Origin of the sequence: Uliginosibacterium sp. 31-12 (assembly GCF_030548425.1) — a bacterium.
Lineage (GTDB): Bacteria > Pseudomonadota > Gammaproteobacteria > Burkholderiales > Rhodocyclaceae > Uliginosibacterium > Uliginosibacterium aquaticum.
The window spans coordinates 200853-225446 of sequence record NZ_JAUOOA010000001.1 but is presented as its reverse complement, the minus strand read 5'-3'; the positions used below and the strand labels follow the sequence as shown (position 1 = coordinate 225446).

Annotated in this window: 23 protein-coding genes; 12 read left to right on the top strand and 11 right to left on the bottom strand. The window is 62.4% G+C overall.

Features of this window, described 5'->3' with window-relative positions; all coding sequences use genetic code 11:
- Nucleotides 1-58: 58 nt before the first annotated feature.
- From phaR to Q3Y64_RS01020, 4 genes are all read right to left on the bottom strand, one after another.
- Complete coding sequence (gene phaR / locus Q3Y64_RS01035) at nucleotides 59-607, bottom strand: polyhydroxyalkanoate synthesis repressor PhaR (protein ID WP_101942416.1); 549 nt, start codon at nucleotides 605-607, stop codon at nucleotides 59-61.
- A 139-nt stretch (nucleotides 608-746) separates the two neighbouring features.
- Entirely contained in the window at nucleotides 747-1487 is a 741-nt protein-coding gene (locus Q3Y64_RS01030) for a beta-ketoacyl-ACP reductase (RefSeq protein ID WP_101942770.1), read from the bottom strand.
- A 90-nt stretch (nucleotides 1488-1577) separates the two neighbouring features.
- Nucleotides 1578-2318 carry an acetoacetyl-CoA reductase gene (gene phbB / locus Q3Y64_RS01025; protein ID WP_101942415.1) on the bottom strand — a complete coding sequence of 247 codons (741 nt, stop codon included), beginning with the start codon at nucleotides 2316-2318 and terminating at the stop codon, nucleotides 1578-1580.
- 96 nt (nucleotides 2319-2414) lie between these two features.
- On the bottom strand, nucleotides 2415-4151 hold the full coding sequence (locus Q3Y64_RS01020; protein ID WP_101942769.1) for an alpha/beta hydrolase: 1737 nt from the start codon (nucleotides 4149-4151) through the stop codon (nucleotides 2415-2417).
- Between the two features lie 144 nt (nucleotides 4152-4295).
- On the opposite strand from Q3Y64_RS01020, the gene Q3Y64_RS01015 reads away from it, so the two are divergent.
- Nucleotides 4296-4538, top strand: a complete 243-nt coding sequence (locus tag Q3Y64_RS01015; protein WP_101942414.1) for a hypothetical protein — start codon at nucleotides 4296-4298, stop codon at nucleotides 4536-4538.
- Here Q3Y64_RS01015 and rluD read toward each other — a convergent pair.
- Nucleotides 4521-5426, bottom strand: a complete 906-nt coding sequence (gene rluD, locus Q3Y64_RS01010) for a 23S rRNA pseudouridine(1911/1915/1917) synthase RluD (RefSeq protein WP_170022018.1) — start codon at nucleotides 5424-5426, stop codon at nucleotides 4521-4523. The genes Q3Y64_RS01015 and rluD overlap by 18 nt on opposite strands.
- Nucleotides 5427-5487: 61 nt before the next feature.
- Here rluD and Q3Y64_RS01005 point away from each other — a divergent pair, with 61 nt between their 5' ends.
- Together Q3Y64_RS01005 and Q3Y64_RS01000 are read left to right on the top strand one after the other, a co-directional pair.
- Nucleotides 5488-6252, top strand: a complete 765-nt coding sequence (locus Q3Y64_RS01005) for an outer membrane protein assembly factor BamD (RefSeq protein ID WP_101942413.1) — start codon at nucleotides 5488-5490, stop codon at nucleotides 6250-6252.
- Between the two features lie 5 nt (nucleotides 6253-6257).
- The gene (locus Q3Y64_RS01000) at nucleotides 6258-6920 is read left to right on the top strand and encodes a LysE family translocator (protein ID WP_235943798.1); all 663 of its coding nucleotides are present in this window, start codon (nucleotides 6258-6260) and stop codon (nucleotides 6918-6920) included.
- Here the strand turns inward: Q3Y64_RS01000 and Q3Y64_RS00995 are convergent.
- Nucleotides 6853-9201 carry a bifunctional diguanylate cyclase/phosphodiesterase gene (locus Q3Y64_RS00995; RefSeq protein ID WP_303559505.1) on the bottom strand — a complete coding sequence of 783 codons (2349 nt, stop codon included), beginning with the start codon at nucleotides 9199-9201 and terminating at the stop codon, nucleotides 6853-6855. The two genes, Q3Y64_RS01000 and Q3Y64_RS00995, sit on opposite strands and share 68 nt — an antisense overlap.
- A gap of 221 nt (nucleotides 9202-9422) precedes the next feature.
- On the opposite strand from Q3Y64_RS00995, the gene panC reads away from it, so the two are divergent.
- The 4 genes from panC (at nucleotide 9423) to Q3Y64_RS00975 (ending at nucleotide 13740) form a co-directional block, all read left to right on the top strand.
- Nucleotides 9423-10250, top strand: a complete 828-nt coding sequence (panC, locus tag Q3Y64_RS00990; protein ID WP_303559503.1) for a pantoate--beta-alanine ligase — start codon at nucleotides 9423-9425, stop codon at nucleotides 10248-10250.
- Between the two features lie 168 nt (nucleotides 10251-10418).
- Nucleotides 10419-11912: a hypothetical protein gene (locus Q3Y64_RS00985; RefSeq protein ID WP_303559501.1), complete on the top strand. Its 1494-nt coding sequence runs from the start codon at nucleotides 10419-10421 to the stop codon at nucleotides 11910-11912.
- The gene (locus Q3Y64_RS00980; RefSeq protein WP_303559499.1) at nucleotides 11909-12985 is read left to right on the top strand and encodes a hypothetical protein; all 1077 of its coding nucleotides are present in this window, start codon (nucleotides 11909-11911) and stop codon (nucleotides 12983-12985) included. Before Q3Y64_RS00985 ends, Q3Y64_RS00980 begins: the two co-directional genes overlap by 4 nt.
- Nucleotides 12982-13740: a hypothetical protein gene (locus Q3Y64_RS00975; RefSeq protein ID WP_303559497.1), complete on the top strand. Its 759-nt coding sequence runs from the start codon at nucleotides 12982-12984 to the stop codon at nucleotides 13738-13740. Before Q3Y64_RS00980 ends, Q3Y64_RS00975 begins: the two co-directional genes overlap by 4 nt.
- Before the next feature lie 19 nt (nucleotides 13741-13759).
- Here the strand turns inward: Q3Y64_RS00975 and edd are convergent, their stop codons facing one another.
- Nucleotides 13760-15577, bottom strand: coding sequence for a phosphogluconate dehydratase (gene edd, locus Q3Y64_RS00970; RefSeq protein ID WP_368506642.1), 1818 nt, complete (start codon nucleotides 15575-15577; stop codon nucleotides 13760-13762).
- A gap of 186 nt (nucleotides 15578-15763) precedes the next feature.
- Here edd and pgl point away from each other — a divergent pair, with 186 nt between their 5' ends.
- Both pgl and Q3Y64_RS00960 read left to right on the top strand, forming a co-directional pair.
- Nucleotides 15764-16447 carry a 6-phosphogluconolactonase gene (gene pgl, locus Q3Y64_RS00965; protein WP_303559493.1) on the top strand — a complete coding sequence of 228 codons (684 nt, stop codon included), beginning with the start codon at nucleotides 15764-15766 and terminating at the stop codon, nucleotides 16445-16447.
- Nucleotides 16428-17420 carry a glucokinase gene (locus Q3Y64_RS00960; protein ID WP_303559492.1) on the top strand — a complete coding sequence of 331 codons (993 nt, stop codon included), beginning with the start codon at nucleotides 16428-16430 and terminating at the stop codon, nucleotides 17418-17420. Before pgl ends, Q3Y64_RS00960 begins: the two co-directional genes overlap by 20 nt.
- On the opposite strand, the gene Q3Y64_RS00955 is transcribed toward Q3Y64_RS00960, so the two are convergent.
- A complete protein-coding gene (locus tag Q3Y64_RS00955) occupies nucleotides 17413-17859 on the bottom strand; it encodes a hypothetical protein (protein WP_101942404.1) in 447 nt (148 codons plus the stop codon). The genes Q3Y64_RS00960 and Q3Y64_RS00955 overlap by 8 nt on opposite strands.
- Before the next feature lie 147 nt (nucleotides 17860-18006).
- On the opposite strand from Q3Y64_RS00955, the gene Q3Y64_RS00950 reads away from it, so the two are divergent.
- Genes Q3Y64_RS00950 through speD form a run of 3 tightly spaced genes read left to right on the top strand, consistent with a single transcriptional unit; the run spans nucleotide 18007 to nucleotide 20557 of the window.
- Nucleotides 18007-18774: a ParA family protein gene (locus tag Q3Y64_RS00950; RefSeq protein WP_303559490.1), complete on the top strand. Its 768-nt coding sequence runs from the start codon at nucleotides 18007-18009 to the stop codon at nucleotides 18772-18774.
- A gap of 56 nt (nucleotides 18775-18830) precedes the next feature.
- Nucleotides 18831-20144, top strand: a complete 1314-nt coding sequence (bioA, locus tag Q3Y64_RS00945; protein ID WP_303559488.1) for an adenosylmethionine--8-amino-7-oxononanoate transaminase — start codon at nucleotides 18831-18833, stop codon at nucleotides 20142-20144.
- 26 nt (nucleotides 20145-20170) lie between these two features.
- Nucleotides 20171-20557 (top strand): adenosylmethionine decarboxylase, encoded by a 387-nt coding sequence (gene speD / locus Q3Y64_RS00940; RefSeq protein WP_303559486.1) that lies wholly within the window; start codon nucleotides 20171-20173, stop codon nucleotides 20555-20557.
- A gap of 2 nt (nucleotides 20558-20559) precedes the next feature.
- Here speD and Q3Y64_RS00935 read toward each other — a convergent pair whose 3' ends face one another.
- The 3 genes from Q3Y64_RS00935 to Q3Y64_RS00925 are packed head-to-tail and all read right to left on the bottom strand — an operon-like array spanning nucleotide 20560 to nucleotide 24581.
- Entirely contained in the window at nucleotides 20560-21324 is a 765-nt protein-coding gene (locus Q3Y64_RS00935) for a molybdopterin-binding protein (RefSeq protein ID WP_101942400.1), read from the bottom strand.
- A 3-nt stretch (nucleotides 21325-21327) separates the two neighbouring features.
- Complete coding sequence (locus Q3Y64_RS00930) at nucleotides 21328-22077, bottom strand: EI24 domain-containing protein (protein ID WP_303559483.1); 750 nt, start codon at nucleotides 22075-22077, stop codon at nucleotides 21328-21330.
- Between the two features lie 8 nt (nucleotides 22078-22085).
- Nucleotides 22086-24581 carry an ABC transporter permease gene (locus tag Q3Y64_RS00925; RefSeq protein ID WP_303559482.1) on the bottom strand — a complete coding sequence of 832 codons (2496 nt, stop codon included), beginning with the start codon at nucleotides 24579-24581 and terminating at the stop codon, nucleotides 22086-22088.
- Nucleotides 24582-24594: the final 13 nt, after the last annotated feature.

Here is a 24594-nt window from a genome sequence, read left to right as displayed (position 1 = left end):
AAACTGCCGGTCTCCTCACAGAGACCGGCAGTCACAAGTACGCAACAGATTGCTCAGTTTATTTCTTGTCTGCGTCGTTCCCCGGGAACGGGAAGGTAGTGAACATGCTGCGCGTCTGGCTCTCGATCTGCTCCTGCATCTGCGAGAACATGCGCTTGCTCTGCTCCATGTAGGTCCCCATCATGCTCTGCATGGCCGGACCCTGGAAATTCAGGAACTGGGTCCACATATCCTTGCTCATCGGGCTGTTCTCACCATACAGACCCTTGGTCTGCTCCTGCAGCTTGGCCTGCATGTCGGAGAAGGACTTGATGTTGTTTTCCAGGTAACGACCCATGAAACCCTGCATGGCATTGCCATAGAAACGGATCATCTGGGCCAGCAGGTCGCTGGTGAACATCGGCGCCCCGCCACTTTCCTCTTCAAGAATGATCTGCAGCAGGATGCTGCGGGTAATGTCTTCGCCGGACTTGGCATCCACAACCTGAAAGGTTTCCTGGCCGAGTACCAGATCGCGCACATCTGCGAGGGTGATGTAACAACTGGAAGCCGTATCGTAGAGACGACGGTTTGGATATTTCTTGATCAGTCGAAGCTGTTCGGCCATGTTGCGTTGTCCCCTGCTTGTATGTGTATGGGCAGAAGGTTCCGCATCCGGCACCGGAACCTTGCGCTGGATTATAGCAGCGCACAAAAACAACCCCGCCTGAAGCTGCGGGGTTGTTGTGCGCAATGCCACACACCGCTCAACACATGTGCAGGCCGCCGTTGATATTGATCGTCGCGCCGGTGATAAAACCGGCTTTGTCGGAAGCAAGGTAGGCACACAGATCACCGATTTCATCCGGGCGGCCAAGGCGCCCCACCGGGATCGTGGCAACGATCTGTTCGCGTACTTCTTCCTTGATGGCCATAACCATCTCGGTACCGATGTAGCCCGGGGCAATCGCATTCACCGTCACGCCCTTCTTGGCCACCTCCTGCGCCAGCGCCTTGGTAATTCCGAGGATACCGGCCTTGGCGGCGGAGTAGTTGGCCTGGCCAAACTGCCCCTTTACGCCATTCACTGATGAGATATTGACCACACGCCCGAAACCACGCTCGGCCATCAGCGGCAGCAAGGGATGGGTCACATTGAACACTGAATCCAGATTGGTGGACATCACGGCATCCCACTGGCCCTTGTCCATCTTGCGGAACATTGCGTCGCGGGTGATACCTGCGTTGTTGACCAATACGTCGATCTGGCCGATCTCGGCTTCGATCTTCTTGATCATCGCGGCGCATTGATCGTAGTCAGTTACATCAGCCTCTGCGATCTGGAAGTCATAGCCTTCGGATTTGCACTTGGCGACCCACTCTGCGGCAGGTGGAAAAGCTGGCAGGCAGTTGGCGACTACTTTCCAGCCATCATTTGCCAGCGATTTGCAGATTGCTGTTCCCAGACCACCCATGCCACCGGTTACCAGAGCCACGTTCTTAGCCATTTGCATTCACCTCTCTAGTTGAAAACCAGGGAGGCGCGAGGAATTCGCGCCCCAACTCTATTGCACCGTGGCAACCGCCGCGGCACGACATCAATACATGTGCTGACCACCGTTGATCGAAATGTTGGCTCCGGTCAGGAAAGCCGCTTCATCAGAGGCCAGATAGGCCACCAGCCCTGCAACCTCTTCCGGCTTACCCAGACGAGTCACCGGAATCTGCGGCAGGATCTTGGACTCAAGAATTTCATTGGGAATCGCCGTCACCATCTTGGTGCCGATGTAGCCCGGCGAAATGGTATTCACCGTCACGCCGTGCTTGGCCACCTCTAGCGCCAGTGCCTTGGTGAATCCATGCATGCCGGCCTTGGCAGCGGAGTAGTTGGTCTGACCGAAAGCGCCTTTCTGGCCGTTGACCGAAGACACGTTGATCACGCGTCCCCACTTGCGGGCCATCATGCCGTCCATGACCTGCTTGGTCATGTTGAAAACCGAATCCAGGTTGGTGTGCAGCACGGCATCCCAGTCCGACTTGGTCATTTTCTTGAAGGTCATGTCGCGCGTAATGCCGGCGTTGTTGACCAACACATCAACCAGACCGACCTCCTTCTCCACCTGGGCCACACAAGCCTTGCAGGAATCGAAATCGGTGACATCGCAGGGCACTCCGATAAAGCCATAGCCCAAGTGATGCATCTTGGTCAGCCACTCTTCTGCCGAGGTGTTGTTGGGGGAGTAGGTGGTCACCACCCGGTAGCCGAGGGCCGCCATCTTCATGCAGATGGCTTCACCCAGGCCGCCCATACCGCCGGTGATCAGTGCTACGTGAGGCATTCAGTTCTCCTTTTGTCATCAGGCATACCCGGTCGTTATCAAGGCTGGCGCTTCCGGGCAGTGGCGCCAGCCGCTTGCTGCCACCTCTCTGTCAGGTCAGGCACGTTCTTTCACGTAACGGCCGGGGGCGGCCTCCAATACCTTGTAATCCTTGGCGCCAAGCTTGCTGCGGGCCGCAACGAGTTCACCGCTGCGCGTCTTGAGCCAATCGATCCAGTGCGGCCACCAACTGCCGCGGTGCTCGGTAGCACTGTCCATCCAGTCACCACTGGTGGAGGCGGGTGCTACATTGGTCCAGAAGCTGCGTTTGTTCTTGGCGGCAGGATTGATGACCCCCGCGATATGGCCGCTGGCGCCCAGCACGAAGGTGGACTCCCCGCCCAACAAGCGGCGCCCGAGATAGGACGTCTGCCAGGGCACGATGTGATCCTCGCGAGTGGCAAGGAAATAGGCCGGGCAGGAGATCCGCCCCAGGTCAACCGCTTCGCCCAACATGGTGAGCTTGCCCGGCACGCGCAAATTGTTTTCGAGATAAGTGTTGCGAAGGTAATAGGCGGCAAAGGGGCCGGGCAGATTGGTGCTGTCCGAATTCCAGTAGAGGAGATCAAAGGCTGGTGGCTTGTTGCCCTTGAGGTAGTTATCGACCACGTAATTCCAGATCAGGTCGTTCGGACGCAGGCTGGAGAAGACGCGCGAGAGCTCCTTGCCGGCCATCAGGCCGCCCTTGCCTATGGTGGCTTCGCTCGACGCTACTGAAGTCTCGTCGATATAACAGGCGATCTCGCCGGTGTCGGCAAAATCGAGCATGGACGTCAGGAAAGTCACGCTTTCGACCGGGTCTTCCCCGCGCGCGTACGCCACCGCCAAGGCTGAAGCCAACAAGGTGCCACCAATGCAAAAACCCATGACATTAGGTTTATCCTGTTTGCTTACCGCACGCACTACCTCCAGTGCGCGCAGCACACCCTCACCTAGATAGTCGTCCCAACCCAGATGATTCTGCTCAGCCTTGGGATTTCGCCACGAAACCAGGAAAACCGTCAGCCCTTGCTCCACCGCATAGCGCACGAAGGAGTTCTCCGGTTGCAGATCGAGGATGTAGTACTTGTTGATGCAGGGCGGCACGATCAGCAAGGGGCGTTTGCAGACCTTTTCGGTCAGCGGCGCGTACTGGATCAGCTGCATCAACTCGTTCTCGAAGATCACCGCGCCCTCGGTAGTGGCCAGATTGCCGCCAACTTCGAAAGCTGAGTCGTCGGTCATCGAGATGCGGCCTTTTTCCACATCCGCAATCAGATTCAGCAGGCCCTGAGTCAGGCTTTCACCCTTTGTGTCGAGTGCCTTCTGAACGACTTCAGGATTGGTGGCAGCAAAGTTCGAAGGCGCCATCGCATCCACATACTGGCGCATCACGAACTGCAGCTTGCTGCGCGCTAGCTTGTCAGTGATCGGGAGATTTTCAGCCACCTCATTGAGAAAGCGGGCATTGATCAGATAAGCCTGGCGCATGTAGTCGTGCAGGGGGCTGCTACTCCACTCCGGCGCATTGAAACGACGATCGCCAGGCGGCGGAGCCATGATCGGCTCACTTTCATCACCGGGTTTGCGCTGAGCCAGCGAGCTCCACAGCTTCGCGTGCAATTCCGCGTGCTCACGGTGGAGCGCGGCCATTTTCTCGTTTTCCAGACCGGGCAATGCAGGCAAGGCCGCAAAAGGCGGCAAACCCGGCTGAGATGCCTGAACCTGGCTCACCTGCTGCATGAAGCCCTGCATGAAATCCTGACTGGCGCGCATCCAGCCCTCTACGGCTGCACGTGACTGCTCGGGGGTCATCATTGAAACTCTCTCCTGGAAACGGGGTTGCGGTTCAGCGAAACAGCCTCAAACAGATTGCAGCACGGGCCGGGCTGCCGCGACAATAGGGGCTTGCGAGGCATTGTTGCCCTGCACAAAACCGCACGTCAAGGCGCTGCCCCAATGTACATCGTCGCCATTGCATGGCTGTTTACAGCCAGCCTGATTGCCATCAGCCAAGCCTCTTGGATCGCTGGTTTGCTGAGCTTTTTCTTCTGGGGTCTGCTGCCACTTTGCCTGCTGCTATGGCTCATCGGCACCCCCGCAAGATTGCGCCGCAAGCGCGAAACACAAAGCAGGAACGAGACCAGCCCTGCCAGCGGCAAGGGCGATCACCCGGAAAACAGATCAGGAGGCAGTTCTTAGGGCGGCAATCAGTGTCTGCAGATCATCTGCAAGGGGTACCTGCCAGAGCATTTCCTGACCACTGGCCGGATGCCGCAAGCCAAGCTGGAAAGCATGCAGAGCCTGGCGTTTGAAGCCCGATGCTGGCGCCAGAATTTTACGCCCGCCATAGACGGGGTCCCCCACCAGCGGGTGCCCCAGATGCGCCATGTGGACCCGGATCTGGTGAGTACGTCCGGTATCCAGCACACATTCCACCCAACACGCACCCTGCAGTTTCTCGATCACCCGGAAATGTGTGCGCGCTTCGCGCCCGCCCGGCACCACGGCCATGCGCGTGCGCTGCACGGGATGCCGGTCAATCGGCTCATCCACAGTGCCACGTGCCGGTGGGGTACCCATCACAACTGCCGCGTAGTGCCGCTTTACGGTGCGTGCCTGCAACTGGCGCACCAGATCAGTCTGCGCCGCCAAAGTCTTGGCCACCACCATCAAGCCAGAGGTATCTTTATCAAGACGATGAACGATGCCGGCTCGTGGAACCTCGGCCAATGCTGGGGCATGTGCCAGCAACGCGTTGAGCAGGGTTCCACTCCAGTTGCCACTGCCCGGATGTACCACGAGGCCGGCTGGCTTGTTCAGAACGAGGATGTGCTCGTCTTCGAAGATCACGTCCAGCGGAATATCTTCCGGCACATCAGCGAGCGCTTCGGGCGGCGGGGCCAGCTCAACTCGCAGGCTTTCACCACCATTCAGGCGCATTTTGGGGTCCGCCAGCAAACGGCCTTCGCAACTCACCAGGCCATCGCGAATCCAGCTCTGCAGGCGACTGCGCGAGTATTCGCTGATGAGCTGCGCAAGTGCTGCGTCGAGTCGCTGCCCAGCCAGTTCGGCCGGCACATGCAGAATGCGGCAGTCGGCCGCAGGGCTTCCGCTATAATCAGCGGCATTGCTTTCGGATGGTGTCGGAATGTTCAAGTTCACCCTCAGTAGTTTACCGGCAGTCGCTCTGCTGTGCTTGCTCACCGCCTGTGCAACCGCACCCAAGCCGGGTTCCACTGCGAAAGACCCGCAGTCTGCGTATGCCGAGGCCAAGGAGTTTCTGGATGCCGGTTCTTACGAATCTGCCATCACGGCTTACGAGCAGCTCGAAGCCCGCTTCCCATATGGTCGTCACGCCCAGCAAGCGCAGCTCGATACAGCCTATGCGCACTACAAGATGGGCGAAATGGATGCTGTGATTGGTGCCGCCGAGCGTTTCAGCCGGCTTCACCCGAATCATCCGAATGTTGACTACGCCTACTACCTGAAGGGCCTCGCTTACGAAAACACCAAGCGCGATGAATGGCTTCCCTTCCTGCCCCAGCAACCACTCTCGGAGCGGGACAAGAAAGGCGTACAGAACGCGTTTGAAACCTTCAAGCAGCTCTATCAGCGCTTTCCAGACAGCCGTTATGCCGCAGATGCTCACCTGCGCATGAACATCCTGCTTGAAGCGCTGGCCACCCATGAGTTGAATGCAGCCCGCTACTACCTGCAACGTCGGGCACCGCTGGCTGCAGCCAATCGGGCGCAAGCCGTGGTGAAAACCTACTCCACTTCGAAGTCGGTTGAAGATGCGCTGGGCCTGATGATCCAGAGCTATCGTGAGCTACAACTTGAAACTCTGCGCCTGGACACTGAGCGCGTCCTGCGCCAGAACTATCCGAACAGCCGCTACCTGGCCAGCAAGTAAAAATCATGGGGATGGACGCAGGGCAATTACTGCTGTTTGTACCCACGGCCCTGCTGATCGCCGCCACGCCCGGGCCAGACAACCTGGGTGTGCTGGCGCTGGGTTTGTCCACCGGCCGCCGCGCCAGCCTCGGGTTTGCATTAGGTTGTGCGGCGGGCTGTCTGAACCACACCCTGCTAGCCGTACTGGGCATTACGGCCCTGCTCGCAACCTCGCCACTAGCCTTGCAACTGCTGCAGGGACTCGGGGCCGCCTATCTGGGCTGGATCGGCTTGCAAAGCCTGCGCCAATGCACCAAGAGCAGCGCCCTGACCAGTACTGCGCAGAGCGAAACAACTTTCCTGGCGCACTTCAGGCGAGGCCTGATCGCCAACGCGATCAACCCGAAGGTTGCACTCTTCTTCCTTGCTTTCCTGCCGCAGTTCGTACGCCCCGGCAACTGGAGCAGTGCCACTCAGATCGCCATATTCGGCCTGATCTTCACGCTAGCTGCAGGCGCTGTTTTCAGCATGATTGCGCTGAGCGCGGGCAGCCTAGGACGCCTGCTGCACGCTCATCCACGCTTGCATAACTGGCTACAAGGATTCAGCGGCGTGTTTTTCATTGCACTGGCACTGCGCTTGGCACTGACTGAATTGAGCCCCCCGCCAGTGCGCGCCCCTGTCTGAACAAGGCAAGAAAGTCATCTGGCGGTAAGGGCTTACTGAACAGATAGCCCTGCGCCTCACGACAGCCCTCGACGCGCAGGAAGGCCAGCTGCGACTCGGTTTCCACCCCTTCCGCCAGGGTACGCATCTTGAGGTTGCGGCCTAGCTGAATGATCGTGTGCACGATGGCGGCTTCGTCGGCATCATCAACGATATCTCTGACGAAGGACTGATCGATCTTCAATTTGTCGATCGGGAAACGCTTGAGATAGGCCAGGCTTGAATAGCCAGTACCAAAATCGTCGATCGCCAGCTGTACCCCCAACGCCTTGAGACGCCGGAGTGTTTCGAGAATCAGGTTGGCGTCATCAATCAGGATTGACTCCGTCAGTTCAAGCTCCAGACAGTGACCGGGCAGCCCTGTCTCTTCCAGAATCTGGCGCACGGTTTCAACCGGATCGCTGCGTTTGAACTGCAGGGCAGACATGTTTACAGCGATCAATAACTCCGGCAACCCCTGCTCGCGCCAGAGCTGAACCTGACGGCAGGCTTCGCGCAGCACCCACTCACCGATCGGGATGATGAGTCCGCTCTCTTCCGCGACCGGGATAAACTTGGCTGGAGAGACCAACCCAAGCTCACGATCGCGCCAGCGCACCAGTGCTTCGGCACCGATGATGCGCCGCGTGCGCAGATCAATCTGAGGCTGGTAATGCAACAGCAACTCGCCACGCTCGACAGCCTGACTCAGACGCGATTGCAGGGCCAAGCGCTCGTGAGCATCCGCGTTCATCTGCTCGGAGAAGAAACGATAGGCGTTCCGGCCTGCCTGCTTGGCGTGATACATCGCGGTTTCCGCCTTGAGCAGCAGTTCATCGACGCTGTGCGCATCATCCGGGAACTGTGCCACGCCCATCGAAGCCGTGATGATCAAGGAATGCCCCTCGATATCGAATGGCTGGGCCAGACTCGCCAGCATGTGCTGCAATTTGCTACCCAGCTGCTCACGCCCGGCATCCGCAGGAATCAGCAGAATGAATTCGTCCCCCCCTTGCCGACAGAAGGTGTCGGCCTCGGCCAGACAGGACTGAAGGCGATCAACCACGGCCAGCAGCAGGCGATCTCCACTGGCATGCCCGAGCGAATCGTTAACGATCTTGAAGTGATCCAGATCCAGCACCACCATGGCCAGGCTGAAACCATCGCGAGCGGCCAGCATCAGCGCACGTTCGGCGCGGTCGCGCAGCAACACGCGATTAGGCAAACCGGTCAGCGCGTCATGATTGGCGACGAACTCCAGACGCTCCTCAAAAGCACGGCGTTCGGAGAAGTCAGACAGGATGGCCACAAAATGCGAGATGCTGCCTTCTTCATCCTCCACCGCGCTGATCGCCAGCCAGGCGGGATAAACATCACCATTCTTCTTGCGGTTGAGAATTTCGCCGTGCCAGCGCCCCTTCTCCAGTAAGTTTCGCCACATTGAGGCGTAGAAACCATAGTCGTGGCGGCCGGAGCTGAATATGTTGGGCGTCTGCCCCACCACCTCTTCTGGACTGTAACCACTGATGCGGCAGAAAGCATCGTTAGCCGACACGATCCGGTTATCCGCATCGGTCACCAGGATGCCTTCTGCCGAGTCGTTGAATACGGCTTCGGACAAACGGACCTTGGCCTCCGCCTGCTTGAGTGCCGAAAGATCAACGTCCAGACAGTACATTTCCTGCTCGCCACGGACATTCTCGATCAGCACATGGCTTGAATAGACCGGCACCCGCGAGCCATCTTTGCGCATCAACAGCAGTTCGCCTGGCGGAATGGCCTGCCCCTTCTCCAGCCAATCCGTAATCTGCTGTCGCACCGCCTCACGCCACTCCACCGGCACGATCAGCTCTTCGAGTAAACGTCCGCGCGCCTCCTCGGCGCGATAACCGTACAGCCGCTCACTGGCCGCATTCCAGAAAATCACCTCATGATTCGCAGCGTAGCCTTGTACCGCAATGGCGGGCAGCCGCTCAAACAGGGAGCGGAAACGCAATTCGCTGGCCCGCAACTGTTCCAGACGATGCTCCACCCGCCCGCGGCTCCACCACAGCGCCAAGAAAAGACAAGCCGCGCTGAACAGCACAAAGGCCCAGCCCTGCCAGCGCAGGATCTCCGCGCGCAATGCCGGGCTGACCTGCGACCAGGCCACAAGATGATCAAGCAAACCCAGCCACAGCGCGGCAATCGCGAAATACGCCGCGACTACCCGCAAGGCGTAGTGAAGGGAAGCTGAGCGGAAACACTGCCTGAAACCTTGCATTCCTGTCCCTCTGCCACCGTTGCCGACCATGCGAAACGGCCAGTCATCGTGTTTGTAGGTCAGTTCGGCAGAGCCGCCCCGGCCCATGCTCGTCTAGGCAGGATGCGACCCAAGCTCTGCCCGTCGGGGCAGACAGGCTGAACTGCAAAGATTGCCTGCGCGAGGCGCTTGGTGCATCCTGCCCGACTTGTTTTTAGCCCGCCTCTCGCCGCCCTCCCCTCATGCAGATCCATACTCGCATTGAAAGCCTGCGCGCAGCCCTTGCCTCCGCCACCCGCATCGCCTTTGCCCCCACCATGGGCAACCTGCACGCCGGCCATCTGAGCCTCATGCAAACTGCACGTACACATGGTGATGCCGTGGTCAGCAGCATTTTCGTCAATCGCACCCAGTTCGGCCCAAACGAAGACTTCGACCGCTATCCGCGCACCTTCCAGGCCGACTGTGAGCAACTGGCTGCGGTGGGAGTCGATCACCTGTTTGCCCCGGATGAAGCGGAGCTGTATCCGCAGGCTCAAAGCTATTTCGTACAGCCTGCCGCACGCCATGACGAAATCCTTGAAGGCGCATCCCGCCCCGGGCATTTCCGGGGTGTGGCAACCATCGTCACCAAGCTCTTCAATATCGTCCAGCCGCAAATCGCGCTCTTTGGCAAGAAGGATTACCAACAGCTGATCGTGATTCGCAACATGGTGCGCGAACTGAATCTGCCGATCACCATCATCGGCTGTGACACCGTGCGCGCACCGGACGGGCTCGCCTTGTCGTCCCGCAATGGTTACCTGACGGCCGAACAGCGTGTCGAGGCACCTCGCCTCGCCGCTTGCCTGAAGCAACTGGCGGCAGCCGTGAAAGCCGGTCGTCAGGACTACACAGTCCTCGAAGCCGAAGCCGTAGAACAGCTACGCGCGCACGGCTGGCAGCCCGATTACATTGCCATCCGCCAGCAATCCGACCTGCAGGCGCCACAGGACAATCAGCCGCTTGTCGTGGTGGCTGCTGCCCGCTTGGGCAGCACCCGCCTGATTGACAATCTGGAGATCAACTGAGGAGGCCGCGCAGCACGCGCAAGCGCGGCAAACCGGGCTAGAATCCCTGCTCATGAGGCCGGCCGGGGGAGACATGACGGCGCAACAGACGGCCTTCTGAACCCAGGCGACATACCTACAAGAATGCAGTCGATCCCGTCGTTCCGCTCGTCGTGCGCTGCCCTGCTCATGCTTTTCGCATGTAGCACAAACACGTCAGCATCGAGCCCCGACCCTCACCTGCAGCTTGATCCGCATATCGGTTCGACTCAGATCGCACCCCCTGCCACCCCAGTACCACAGGGCTCGGCGGACGAGAACGAGCGTCCGCTGAATCTCAGTCCGCAGATCCTTAGCACCCCACCCGATCTGCAACTCACACCCCCGATCGAAGCGGCCTCGCCAGCGCCGACAGAAGCGCCTGCCCACAGCAAGCTGCTGCAGTCCGCCCTGCAGGGGCTCTGGCTCCTCACCTCGACCCTGCTGGGTCTGCATCTGCTACGCGAATGGCTACGCGTGCTGCGCCTGCGTGTGTTGCGCCCGCCGCGTCCGCTGGCCCTGAGCCATGCCCGCTGGCCCACAATTTCGATCCTGGTGCCATCACACGGCAAAGCCGCACAACAGATCGAACGCCTGACAGCCCTGGCCGGCATGGATTTCGATTACCCCGCCGAATGCATCCATTTCGTGCTGATGTTCGACCCCGCTGAAACCGGGCTTGTCGAAGCGGTCGCAGTATTTGAGCGAGCCTGCCCGGGCCGGGTCCATCCCCTGCCGATGATGGCCGGTCCCAACACCACGCTGGCCACAGCGCTGCACGCTGCAGTCGCCAACTCCATCGGCACCGCACTGGTGGTGCTCGATCAGGAGTTGCCGCTGGCCCGTAACTGGTTGCGTCAGTCCATCACCCCACTTCTTGATCCGGCCATCGGCTGCGTGCTCACCCGGGCCGTGTTCACCCCGCTAGACGGAGCACTCTCCGCCCGCCTGGACCTGCTTGCCGACCAGGCCGACACGCTGCTGGCCAGCCAGAACGATGCGCTGAACCTGCTGCTATGTGGCAAGGCGCGCATCCGCGCAGTGCGCCGCCAGGCGATGAAGAGCCTGCACGCGCCCGATCTCCTGCACGCCCCCGATGGCGCCAGTCTGATCCTCGATCTCACCCGGCTGGGTTGGCAATCCAGCCTGCTCGGCGAAATCACCCGCTACCACAGTGAAGATCTGCTCGACCAGATCCGCTCACCTCGCCTGCATCCGGCGCTGGTTCTGCAGAGCCTGCGACTGGCCAGCCTGCTGGTGGACCCGCGCCTGCCCGCGGGGGCTCGTCGCCAGGGCGCGGCGGCTTTCTTCACAGCAGCTCTTCCCCTGGTCTGGCTCATCAACCTCGCCTGCGGCATCGCGCTCTATTTCACCGGCGCACCGCTGCTTGCCGGACTGGCCATCCTGCTATGCACCGCCTGCAGTTTCGACCCGCACGGCAATCCAGGCCCGGCCTTCCGCATCGCGGCCGCTGCGCGCATGGCCGGAGTCCGCGAAGAAATCCGCCTGCTGCCGTTGAGCTGGGTGGGCTTTGCACATCGCCTGCTCGGCGGCATCATTCTGCTGGCCACCACGCGGACACCACGACGCCGCGAGCATGCTCAGCCCATCGAAACGCCCGCCAGTGAAGGAGCGGTCGCTTGAGTCCCCTGCAAGCCTGGCTGGCTTTCGTTGCGCTCTGCGCCTTCGGCCTGTTGCTACCTTTCCTGCCGGCACTGCGGACCCTGCGCCGGCCCGAGGCCCGCAATCCAGCACCGGAGGCTGAAAAGGATGCGCCGGCGCGGATCGAAGCTTTCCGTGGCATGGTGACGCAGCAGTTTGCACAACTGCTGCAAGTCGTGCGCGAAAGCGAACCGATCCAGGGCGCCAACGAAAGCGGCCGACCTTTCATCGTGCTGGGCTTCAACAAGCATCTAGCCGAGTGCATCCCACCCGCAACCCGACGCCTGCGCAGCCTGGTGCTCTCAGCCGGGCACCTCGACATTCCTGGCGAACTGGTGTGTGACCGCGAGATTTTCGCCGAGGGCCGCATCAACGTTGCCCACAATGCCGTCGTCAAATCCGTACTGTCCCACCGCGACATCGCCATCGGCATCCGTGCCCGGGTCACCCGCTGGGTACGCAGTGATCGCCGCCTGGATGTGGCCGAGGGCGGCAGCGTAAAGGGCTTTGCCAGTGCCGGTATCGAGATCGCACTGGCCCGCCGCACCCGCTTCGAGCAGCTCGAGGCCCCACGCATCAGCTTCGGACGCCAACCGGATAGCCCGGCCCGACCGGCCCTTGAAGACCCGGTAGCCCGCTTCGATCCGCCCTCACGGCGCGGTGAGCAGCTCGGCAACGGACGCAATCTCGTCATCCCGCCCGGCCATACCGTACGTGGTGATCTGATCGTGGCCGGCTTGCTGGAGATTGGCGATGGCTGCCGGATTTTCGGCCAGCTACGTGCCGACAAAGGCATCGTGCTGGGTCAGGATGTGCAGATCGAAGGCGCGGTGTATGCCGACGGCCCGATCAGCACAGGCGCCAACTGTCTGGTCAGCGGCCCGCTAATCTCAGCCTCCTGCCTGCGCCTGGGGCCCTGCAGCCGGGTCGGCAAACCGGACGAACCCTCTACCCTGGCGGCGGATGAACTCCTCGTCAGCGAGGGGTGTGTGGCATACGGTACGGTCCGAGCGGGTCGGCGCGGCGAAGTCATCGATGCGAGGATCAGCGCATGAATCTGCCTGATGCGGCACTCGCCACCAGTCCGACCACGCCTCCGAGCCTGTTGCAACGTTTTGCTGCAAGTCGCTTCGGCCAAGCACTGGTCGCCTTGTTGATGGCCGCCGGCCTCACCTGGCTGAGTTTCCGAGTGCTGCCAGCCTTGCTGCGTTTCTGGGACGCAGCCCTGCTGCATCTGCTGAGCTGGCTGCCACTGAGCGACGCGATGGCCGGCCGCATGAACCTGGAATTGCCGCTATGGGGAGAGTTCGAAACGCCTGCGATCCAGCTCTGGCTGGCCGCTGCGGATTCCCAGGCCTGGCTTGGCAATCTGGGAGGAGCGGCCTTGCTGTTCCTGCTGGCCAGCCTGTTGCGCCCGGCCCTGCGCTCGGTCGTGCGCGCGCTGGCAGGCTTTCATCTCGCCACCCTGCTGCTGCAGGCGGCAAGCCCGCTCGACTACGACGTAGCCCAGCACACCCACCACCTTGCAGTCATCAGCATCGGCCTGCTGCTGAGTCTGCCGCTGGTGATGGCTGCCACCCATTACATCGTGGAGCGCAGCCATGAGCGCCGCCTGCTGGCCACACTGATGATTGCGGCCTTCCTCGTACTGAGCCTGCCACTGAAGCTGCTGGCCCACGCCGCCCTGCTGCAATTCATGAGTCCGCTGGCCATGCCGACCCTGTTCCTGGTCTTCGGCCCAGCCTTCGACATCCTGTGCGTGAGCGCCCTGTATGCTTGGGCGATCACCTGGCGGCATCACGCGGGCTAAGCCGCGCGCCTGCTACCTCTCACTCCTCAAACGAGAACACAGTCGCGCCCTGCTCGGCACCATTCACGGCCGCTCGCATTGGTGCAAACAGCTCACGCCCCATACCGCTCTGACCCGCGCCACGGAATTTAGCCGGGGTACGTCCGGCAAAATCTGTCCCGGCAGTTTCCAGCCTCAGGATGCCGGCCTCAGCATCCAGCTCGATGACATCACCATCCTGCACGCGTGCCAGCGGGCCACCCGCCAATGCCTCCGGCGTGACGTGGATCGCCGCTGGTACCTTGCCGGAAGCGCCAGACATGCGCCCATCGGTCACCAGTGCGACCTTGAACCCCTTGTCCTGCAGGTTGGCCAGCGTTGGGGTGAGCTGATGCAGCTCCGGCATACCAATCGCCTGCGGCCCCTGAAAACGCAGCACCGCCACGAAATCACGCTCCAGACGCCCGGCCTTGGCCGCGGCCAGCAGTGCATCCTGGCTTTCGAAAACGATGGCCGGAGCACGGATCACACGCTGCGCAGGCTTCACTGCCGACACCTTGATCACCGCCCGACCGAGGTTGCCGGTCAGCAGGCGCAGACCGCCATCCTCACTGAAAGGCTCGGCCACGCTGCTCAGTACCGCCGGATCACCGCTCTCGGCGGGAATTTCGCGCCACACCAGCGCCCCGCTTTCGTCGAGAGCCGGAGCTTTGGCATAGGCCGCCAGCCCCTTGCCGAACACCGTCTGCACATCCTCGTGCAAGAGCCCCCCCGCCAGCAGCTCGCGCACCACCCAGGCCATGCCGCCCGCCGCATGGAACTGGTTCACATCGGCCGCACCATTCGGATAGACGCGCGCAATCAATGGCACCGCCTTGGAGAGTGATTCGAAATCGCTCCAGTCAATCAGGATCCCTGCCATACGCGCCATCGCCACCAGGTGCAGGGTGTGATTGGTTGAGCCGCCGGTAGCCAGCAGGCCAACGAGTGCATTGACGATGCTGCGCTCGTCGATCATGCGGCCCAGCGGCGTAAATTCTGCGCGGCTGGAGGTGAGTTCCAGCACGCGGGTCGCAGCGGCCCGCGTCAGCGCCTCACGCAAAGGCGTGCCTGGCGGCACAAAGGCCGCCCCCGGAAGATGCAGGCCCAGCATCTCCATCATCATCTGGTTGCTGTTGGCGGTGCCGTAGAAAGTACAGGTCCCCGGTGCGTGGTAGGACTGTGATTCGCTCTCCAGCAGCGCCTCCTGCCCGACTTCGCCAGCGGCGTACTTCTGCCGCACCTTGGCCTTCTGATCGTTCGAGATGCCGGTGGGCATCGGCCCGGCAGGCACGAAGATGAAGGGCAGATGGCCGAAACGCAGCGCGCCCATGAACAGCCCGGGCACGATCTTGTCGCACACGCCGAGGCACAGACCGGCATCGAACATGTTGTGGGACAGTGCAATCGCGGTACTCATGGCGATCACGTCGCGCGAGAACAGCGACAGATCCATGCCGTCCTGACCCTGGGTAATGCCGTCACACATGGCGGGCACGCCGCCAGCCACCTGAGCCGTGGCACCCGCAGTGCGCGCGGCCGTTTTGATGATTTCAGGATAGACGCCGTAGGGTTGATGAGCCGACAGCATGTCGTTGTAAGCGGTCACGATGCCGATGTTCGGCACCTTGATGGTCTTGATGCGCAGCTTGTCTTCCGCCGGACTGGCCGCAAAACCGTGCGCCAGATTGGTACAGCCGAGCTGGCCGCGATAGGGGGCACCAGGAATAGCGGCCTCAATACGGGCTAGGTAACGGCCTCGGGTTTCGGCGCTGCGGGCAACGATGCGGTGAGTCACCGCGTCGAGAATCGGATGAATCGGCATGATGGTATTTTCTGGCGGGGGTCGAGTTTCAGAAAGTAGTCCAATGCTGCTTCACGCACAAGCATCGGACTTCACAATGCCCGCCATGAAAATTCGTGCCGCTCGCCACCCTTGCAAGCGCTAGCCTTCCGCACGCCAATTTCCTACACTCGAGAACCCGCTTTCCGTAGCCATCTAGCCGTGAACCTGTCGCTCCACACCTTCGCCAGCGCCACCGAGCTGGATCAGGCCCAGGCCACCCTGGTCGCTGGCTGCCTGCGTGCCGGCCTTGCCGAACATGGCCAGGCCGCCCTCGCGCTCTCAGGCGGACGCACACCGGCCGGGTTCTTCCGCGCACTGAGTGCGGCCTCTCTGGATTGGTCACGTATTTTCGTAACCCTTGCAGACGACCGCTGCTGCGAGCCTGCGAGCCCCCACAGCAACGCCGCCAGCCTGGCCACTCATCTATTGCAAGGGCCGGCAGCCGCAGCACGCTTCCTGCCACTGTATCTGGCGGACGAAACCCCGCCACAACGCAACGCGCGCCTCGCCACCCTGCCTGCTCAATTTGATGCGGTGGTACTGGGCATGGGTGAAGATGGCCATACGGCCTCGATCTTTCCGCATAGCCCGCAACGTGAAGCCGCACTGTACGATGCGACGGGCCACGCCAGCCTGGAGGTGATCGGCGCAGCGCCAGTGCGCGAGCGCATCACGCTGACCGCCGCGCGCCTGCTGGCGACCCGCAACCTGATCCTGCACATCACGGGTCAGCGCAAATGGCAGGTTCTCGGTGAAGCCCTGCAACACACGAATCCGGCCCTGCCGGTGAGCCATTTTCTGCACGCCCAAGGACCGGAGAAACATGTTTTCTGGACACGCTGAAAGTCATCCCCGCCTGGTCGGCGACATCGGCGGCACCCATGCCCGCTTTGGCCTGATCACGGCGCCCGGTGCAGCCATCAGCCAAATCGTCACCCTGCGTTGCGCCGAGCATGCGGGCCCGCTCGAAGCGATCCGCAGCTACCTTGCGGCCCAGGGAGGCATCCAGCCACGCCACGCCGCCATCGGTATCGCCAATCCGATTACCGGCGACGAGCTGCGCCTGACCAACAACCCCTGGCAGTTTTCGATCCGCGCGCTGCGTGAAGCGCTGGGCCTGGGTGAGCTGGTGTTCGTGAATGATTTCACCGCGCTGGCTTTGTCCCTGCCGCATCTGGACGCGGCCGGACTGCAGCAGATTGGTCCCGGTCAGGCCTTGCGCGGTGCGGCCATCGGCGTGATCGGCCCAGGAACCGGGCTAGGGGTTTCCGGGCTGGTGCCGGTCAAGGGGCAGTACGCTCCGATCGGTGGCGAGGGCGGTCATGTCAGCCTCGCGCCATACACGGATGAAGAGTTCGCCGTCACCGCGCTGCTACTACGTGAATACGGCCATGTATCGGCCGAGCGGGTGCTATCCGGTCCCGGCTTGCTGACCCTGCTCCGGGCCCTTGCCCGGGTGCGCGGCCTGGCCGAGCCACAACTCGATGGCGCCACCATCACGCGCCAGGCACTGGACAACAGCGATGTCCTCTGTGCTGACACCCTGGCCATGTTCTGTGCCTTGCTCGGCAGCACCGCCGGCAATCTGGCTCTGACCCTCGGTGCCCAAGGCGGCGTCTTCATCGGTGGCGGCATCGTGCCACAACTGGGCAACTACTTTGCCCGCTCAGACTTCCGCGCGCGCTTTGAGGCCAAGGGGCGGTTTGCCACCTACCTGGCCACGATTCCAACCTGGGTCATTACGGCCGGCAACCCAGCCCTCACCGGAGCAGCCGTTGCCCTGCAGCAGGCGTTGAACGAAAACCCGCCTACCTGAAGGCGAACTTGAACTGCAGCACCACGGCACCATCCACATAGGGCTTGATGGTCGGCACCACATAGCTTTGCAGGGCCAGCACCTCACCGCGCCACTCGAGGGTTGGCATCAGGGTCGCGATCACCGGCGAATCGTGATAGCCGGTCATCAGTCCGCCGGTGAGGCCGGCACGGAAGCCCGCGCCCAGATTCAGCGGATACCAGTTGGCCAAGCCATAGAAACTCGCACGGCGCAGGCTGTTCTTGTACACGCCGGCAGACCAGGTCCATTCCTCATTCACATCGCGCTCATAACCGAGTCCGTAATTGAACTCGTTGTGGCCCAGATCGCGCTCGAAATGGTAGGAGAAACCTCCTACGGAGATGAACTCGGCGGCCCCGGCCGGCATGGCAAAACCCGATGCGGCCAGCAGGGCGGCCAACAGCTTGCGTGCTTTCATTATGTCCCCTCGGCTAGAAGCCGCATTGTAGCCGCGAGGCCTATGAAACCGGGCTTGCAGCGTGGCGAAATGGACACGCGCCGCCACTTCCTGCGGCTTTTTGGCACAATGTGTGCAGTGCAGCAATTCAAGTAACGGAGGCGGATCATGAAGCGCGTGGTGTTCAACCAGAAGGGCGGCGTTGGCAAGTCCACCATCACCTGTAACCTGGCCGCCATCTCGGCCGCGCAAGGCCTGCGCACCCTAGTGATCGATCTCGACCCGCAAGGCAACTCCACGCATTACCTGCTCGGCGAAGCTGTCACCACAGTCGAGCACACACTGGCGGACTTCTTCGAGCAGACCCTCACCATCCGCTTTGAAACGCGTGCCACGGCCGACTACGCCGTTGCCACTCCCTTCGAAAACCTCAGCGTGATGGCCTCCTCGCCACGCCTTGAGGAACTCATGAGCAAGCTCGAATCGCGCCACAAGATCTACAAGCTGCGCGAAGCGCTAGCCGAGCTGGCAGACGACTTCGACCGCATCTACATCGATACCCCACCGGCGCTGAATTTCTTCACCCTCTCGGCACTGATCGCCGCCGACGGCTGCCTGATCCCCTTCGACTGCGACGACTTCTCGCGCCGCGCGCTCTACGCCCTACTCGAAAACGTCGAGGAAATCCGTGCCGACCACAACCGCGAGCTGCTGGTCGAGGGCATCGTGGTGAACCAGTTCCAGCCGCGCGCCAGCCTGCCGCAGCGCCTGGTGCAGGAGCTCGTCGACGAAGGCCTGCCGATCCTGCCGACCTTCCTCTCAGCCTCGGTGAAGATCCGCGAGAGCCATCAGCTGGCACGCCCGATGATCCATCTGGATGCACGCCACAAGCTGACCCAGGAATTCGTCGCCCTGCACGACCACCTGGCGAGCTGAAGCAGCCGGGCCGCTTCACGGGTAGACTGCGCGCTTTGCCGCCGCCCAGCCCCGTCATGTCCGCCTCCCTGCTCCAGCGCTCGCTCTCTTCCGTGTGGCATCCCTGCACGCAGATGAAACAGCACGAAACCCTGCCCCTGATCGCCATCACGCGCGGTGAAGGGCCCTGGCTCGTAGCCGAGGACGGGCAACGCTATCTCGACGCAGTGAGTTCCTGGTGGGTGAATCTCTTCGGTCACTGCAATGCGCACATCAATCAACGCCTGCGCGAACAGATGGAGAAGCTCGAACACGTGCTCCTCGCCGGCTTCACGCATGAACCGGTGGTGCGCCTCTCGGAAGAGCTTGCCGCGCTGACCAGCCACGCGCTGGGCCACGCCTTCTACGCTTCAGACGGCGCCTCGGCCACCGAGATCGCGCTAAAGATGAGCGTGCATTACTGGCGCAACAGCGACCGCCCGGCCAAGACCCGCTTCGTGAGCCTAGCCGGCAGCTATCACGGTGAAACCGTGGGCGCGCTGGCCGTCACCGACATCGCCCTGTTCCGCGAAGCCTATGCGCCGCTGGTGCGCGCTGCCGCCACGGTCGCCTCGCCGGACGCGCGCTCCGCCGAGCCGGGCGAATCCGCGCGGGACGTGGCGATCCGCGCCGCGCGTGCGCTTGAAGATTTTCTCGCCGAGCACCACGCCGAAACGGCGGCGCTGATCGTCGAGCCGCTGGTGCAATGCGCCACCGGCATGGCGATGTACGACGCAGAATACCTGCGCCGCGCCCGCGCCCTGTGCGACCAATATGAGGTGCATCTGATCGCCGACGAAATCGCGGTCGGCTGTGGCCGCACCGGCAAGTTCTTCGCCATGGAGCATTCAGGCACCTGGCCGGACTTCCTGTGTCTCTCCAAGGGCATTTCCGGCGGCTACCTGCCGCTCTCGTTGGTGCTCACCACCGACACGATCTATCAGGCCTTCTATGCCGACGACGTGGCGCGCGGCTTCCTGCATTCGCACTCCTACACCGGCAACGCACTGGCCTGCACGGCAGCACTGGCAACACTCGAAATTTTCCGCGATGACAATGTACTGATCGCAAACGAGCAACGCGCCCGCTGGCTCGCCCGGGCCGCCGGGCCGATCGCGGCCCATCCGACGGTACGTCACCTGCGCCAACTGGGCATGATCCTCGCCTTCGATGTGGAGGCTACGCCCGGCTTTGCCCGCCGCTTCCACGCCCATGCGCTGGCCGAGGGCCTGCTGCTGCGGCCGATCGGCAACACGGTGTACTGGATGCCGCCGTATGTGCTGGATGAGGCGCAGTGCGCCGGGCTCGGCGCGCGCACCCTGAGCGCGCTGGAAAAAGCGCTGGCAGAATGAATACATCAAGCTGACCGACACTCGCCATGCAAGGCCTTCACCTCACCGCCGACCTGCATCAATGCCGCTGTGCCGACGCGTTGCTCACCCGGGCAGAACTGCTGGCCGCGCGTTGCCGCGAGCATGTCGAGGCGGCCGGGCTGACGATCGTGAATGAGGTCTGGCACGCCTTCCCGGGGGTACTCGGGCAAGGCGGAGTGACAGGCGTGCTGCTGCTGGCCGAATCCCATCTCGCGATCCACACCTGGCCCGAGCAGCACGCCGTGACGCTGGACGTCTATGTCTGCAATTTCGGCGCCGACAACTCGGCACGCGCACATCACCTGATGGCTGCGCTGAGCGCCGAATTCGCGGCCGGGCAGACGCAGCAACATTCACTGCAACGCGGCTTAGCCCCCTCTCCGGGGAACTAAGCTCAGGCAGCCGGGCGCGTATCCTCGGCCGGCAGCCACTCGAAGCGCTGCCGCGTCATCTCGGCGCGGATCTCATCCAGCGCAGCCAGCACGGCAGCCGGCTCACCTTTCGCGCCCAGCTCGATATGCTGGCGCAGGCTCTCGCTGCCCAGATGCGGCAGGCTGAAGATGGTGACCCCGTGGCGCGCTTCCAGCGCCTCCATGAAGGAGATCAGATTGCCCTCACGAGCCCCGAACACCAGGATCGATTGCTCGGCATGCGCACGCTGGTGATGCAGCCCGGCAAACCAGTTATCCAGCACCCATTCCATCATCGGCCAGGACATCTCCGGAAACCCCGGCAGGAAGTGATGCGTACCGAAGGCAAAACCCGGCACCCGGTTGTAGGGGTTCGGAATGCAGCGGCTGCCCAGTGGAAATTCGCCCAGCTTCAGGCGCTGCGGCGTAAGTTCCGCACCGAAGCGCTCACGCATGGCAGCCTCAGCTTCCGGATGCAGGGCTAGCGCCACACCGGCGGCGGCGGCGGCGGACTGACGGGTGTGGTCGTCTGGCGTGGCACCGATACCGCCGAAGGAAAACACGATGTCGCCGGTCGCAAAAGTCTGGCGGATGGTTTCGGTCAGCAGCGGGCGATCATCACCGCAATAGCGCGCCCACGTCAGTTGCAGGCCGCGTGCAGCGAGCAATTCGATGGCCTTGGCGAGATGCTTGTCTTGCCGCCTGCCAGAGAGGATTTCATCACCGATGATGAGTACGCCAAATGCCATGTCTTACTCCGCAGAAATGTCTTTGATCGGCCGCCCACGTTCCTGACGCAAGGCTTCAAGCAGGTAATGCACGCAGCACAGCCCCGTAAAAGCTGGCGCCAGCAGATTCAGCAAGGGCACGAAACCAAGCAGGCCACACCCCAGCGCCAGCAGCCACATTTCATTGCGACGCTCGCGCGGCAGGCGGGCAAGCTCAGTCTCATCCGCATGATTCATCAAAGCGTCATAGGCGTAACACTGTTTGTTAAGCCAGGCACCCAGCGTGAGCGACAGCACCAGGCCGAGGCCCGGCACAAACCACAGCGGCAGCGTAGCCAGTGCAACTAACAGGAAGATGACAAAAGCGCCGGCCGAGTTCGTCACACTGCCGATCAGGCTGCCGCCACGGCGCTGTTCGAGCTCGCGATAATCCCGCGCCGCCACCCGCTCGAGCATGAAGCCGATGGCAAACACCGACACCAGCATGGCCGCCGTGACATATACCAGCGGCAGCATCAGCAGGAGCATCACCACCTGCAGGGCGAAGCTCAACAGGCCACTGGCGATCTCGTGGCCGCTACCGAACCAGCCCCCCACCAGTGGCCAGCCGCGCATCAGCTGCAACAAGGCCTGTGCAGCCTCACTCCAGTATCCGATGGCCAGCCCGCCCCACAGCAGGAGGGCGACAAGGGTCGGCCACAGCAGATGCCAAAGCATGCCGGGCTCGGCGAGGCTGCGCAGAGCCCGCCCGGCGGCGAGAAGGATGCGTTGCATGAAAACTCCTAGGTCGTCTCGCGGATGCCTTCGATCACGGTTTGCGCCAGCAGGCGGCGCACACCGAGCCAGCCAAAGACCACAATGGTCAGCACCGCCAGCAGGCCAGCACCGCTCAGCGCAGCGACGGAGGGCTGAAAGTCCAGCTCCAGTGCATATTCAGCCAGCAGGTAACCGATAGCCGTCGAGGCCCCCACCGCCAGCAGCGCCGCAATCACGCCCAGGGCCGCAAACTCGGCCAGCAAGGCCGAGCGTACCTGATGCCGGCGCGCGCCCAGGGCACGCAGCACGGACACCTCGTAGCCGCGTTCGTCATGCGTATTGCGCTGTGCCGCCAGCAGCACCAGAATGCCAGCCGCCAGCGCGAAGCTGAAAACAAAACGCACCACCTGCGCCAGCCGCTCGGTGAGGCTGGCCACCTGCTCCAGCACCATGGCCACGTCGATCACCGTGATGTTGGGATACTGGGCGACCAGCTCGCGCACCAGCGGTGCTTTGTCCGCCGGTAGATGGAAGCTCGTGATGTAGCTCGCCGGCATCTTGTCGAGCAAGCCCGGGGCCGCCGTAAAGAAGAAATTCACCCGCATCGAATCCCAGTCCAGCTTGCGTACGCTGGAAACCTTGCCGGTGACGCGCTGGCCAGCAATATCGAAAGTCACGTTGTCACCCAGCTTCACACCGAGGCGTTTGCCGATCCCCTCCTCCATCGAGAACAGTGGCGCCTGTTGCGCACCGTGCCAGGCGCCGGCAATCACGCGGTTACCAGCCTGCAGCTCGCTGCCAAATGAGAGATTGAATTCCCGTTCGGCAAGATTGCGCGTGCGCTCCTCCTCGTAATCACTCCCCTTCACGGCGTGATCATTGATCGCCACCAGGCGGCCCCGAATCATGGGCTGCAGCGGCACGGCAATCTCATGCGCAGCAAGGAAATCCGCAATCGGCTGACGCTGCTCGGGCTGGATCCCGATGATGAAGCGGTTTGGCGCATCCGCCGGCTGCTTGGCGCGCCAGCCGGCCAGCAGATCGTTCGAGATCAGGGTCAGCAAGAGGATCGCAGTCAGCCCCAGCGCCAGCGCCACTACCTGGATCACGCTGGAGGTGCGCCGGCGATACAGCGCCGCCAGCCCGTAACGCAAACCCCAGCGGCCCTGGCCGCCCGCGGCATGGCGTGCCCGACCAAACAGCGCCAGCAACCCCCAGGCCAAAGCTGCGAACAAGGCCAGCGCTGCCGCGAAACCGCCCACCACGATGCCGCCCAGCTTCCACTCACCTGCAATCCATAACATCAGCCCGGCCAGCGCCAGCGCACCAAAGGCCCAGGCAGCGATACTGCCGCCCCCCAGCTGGCCCCACTCACGCCGGATCGCCCGGATCGGCGGCACGGCCGTCAGGCGCAACAACTGCGGCGCGACGAAGCCCGCCATCAGCAGCACACCGATGGCCAGACCCTGTGCCACCGGCACCAGGCCGGGTGCCGGCAACTCACTCTGCACCAGCGCAGCCGCCAGTCCGCCCAGCGCGGCCTGTACGCCATATCCGAGCAGGCAGCCGGCCACCGCCACGAAGAAGCCGAAGAGCAGGAACTCCCCCATGTACAGGCTCAGCAGTTGGCCACGCTGAGCGCCAAAACAACGCATCACGGCACAACCATCAAGGTGACGATCCAGATAACGCCGCGCTGAAAGACCGATGGCCACCGCCGCCAGCACCACAGCAAGCATCGCCGCCATGCGCAAGAAGCGGCCGGCGCGATCGAGATTGGCGCGGATTTCGGGACGGGCATTGTCCAGACTCTCAATCTGCTGACCACGCTCAAGCAACGGTGTAAGCCATTTCTCATAACTGCGCACGGCCTCACGCTCACCCGCCACCAAGAGGCGGTAACGGGCCCGGCTGCCCTCGACCAGCAAACCACTGGCCGGCAGATCGGCGGCATTGATCAGCACGCGCGGCGCGAAACTGGAAAAGCCCACCCCGCGGTCCGATTCGAATTCAACCCGCGCAGCAATCTTCAGCTTGGCGTAGCCAAGCTGGAAAACATCGCCCGGCTGCTTCTGCAGCGCCGGCAACAAAGCCTCATCCACCCAGGCCTCACCCGGCAAAACAGCGCTGCGGGCCTGCTTGGCCGGCGCACCGGAAAAATCCCCCACACGTAACTCGCCACGCAGGGGATAGCCCGCTTCAACCGCCTTCACCGCCACCATCTGCGCGCCCTCTTCGCTGGTGGCCATGCTGTTGAAGGTAATGGTGCGGGTACTTTGCAGCCCCCGTCGCTGCGCTTCCTGCAGAAAACCGGGCGGTATCTCGCGATCAGCCGAGATCAGCAGATCGCCACCGAGCAACTGGGTGGCATTCTGGTCCAGCGCCTGGCGCACCCGGTCAGTCAGGAAGCCGACGCTGGTCAGGCTGGCCACCGCAAGCAACAGCGCCATCCCGAGCAGGCTGAGTTCACCCGCGCGAAGATCGCGGCGGAGCATCTGTAGGGCAAGGCGGAGACTCGACATGGGCAGTCAGGCA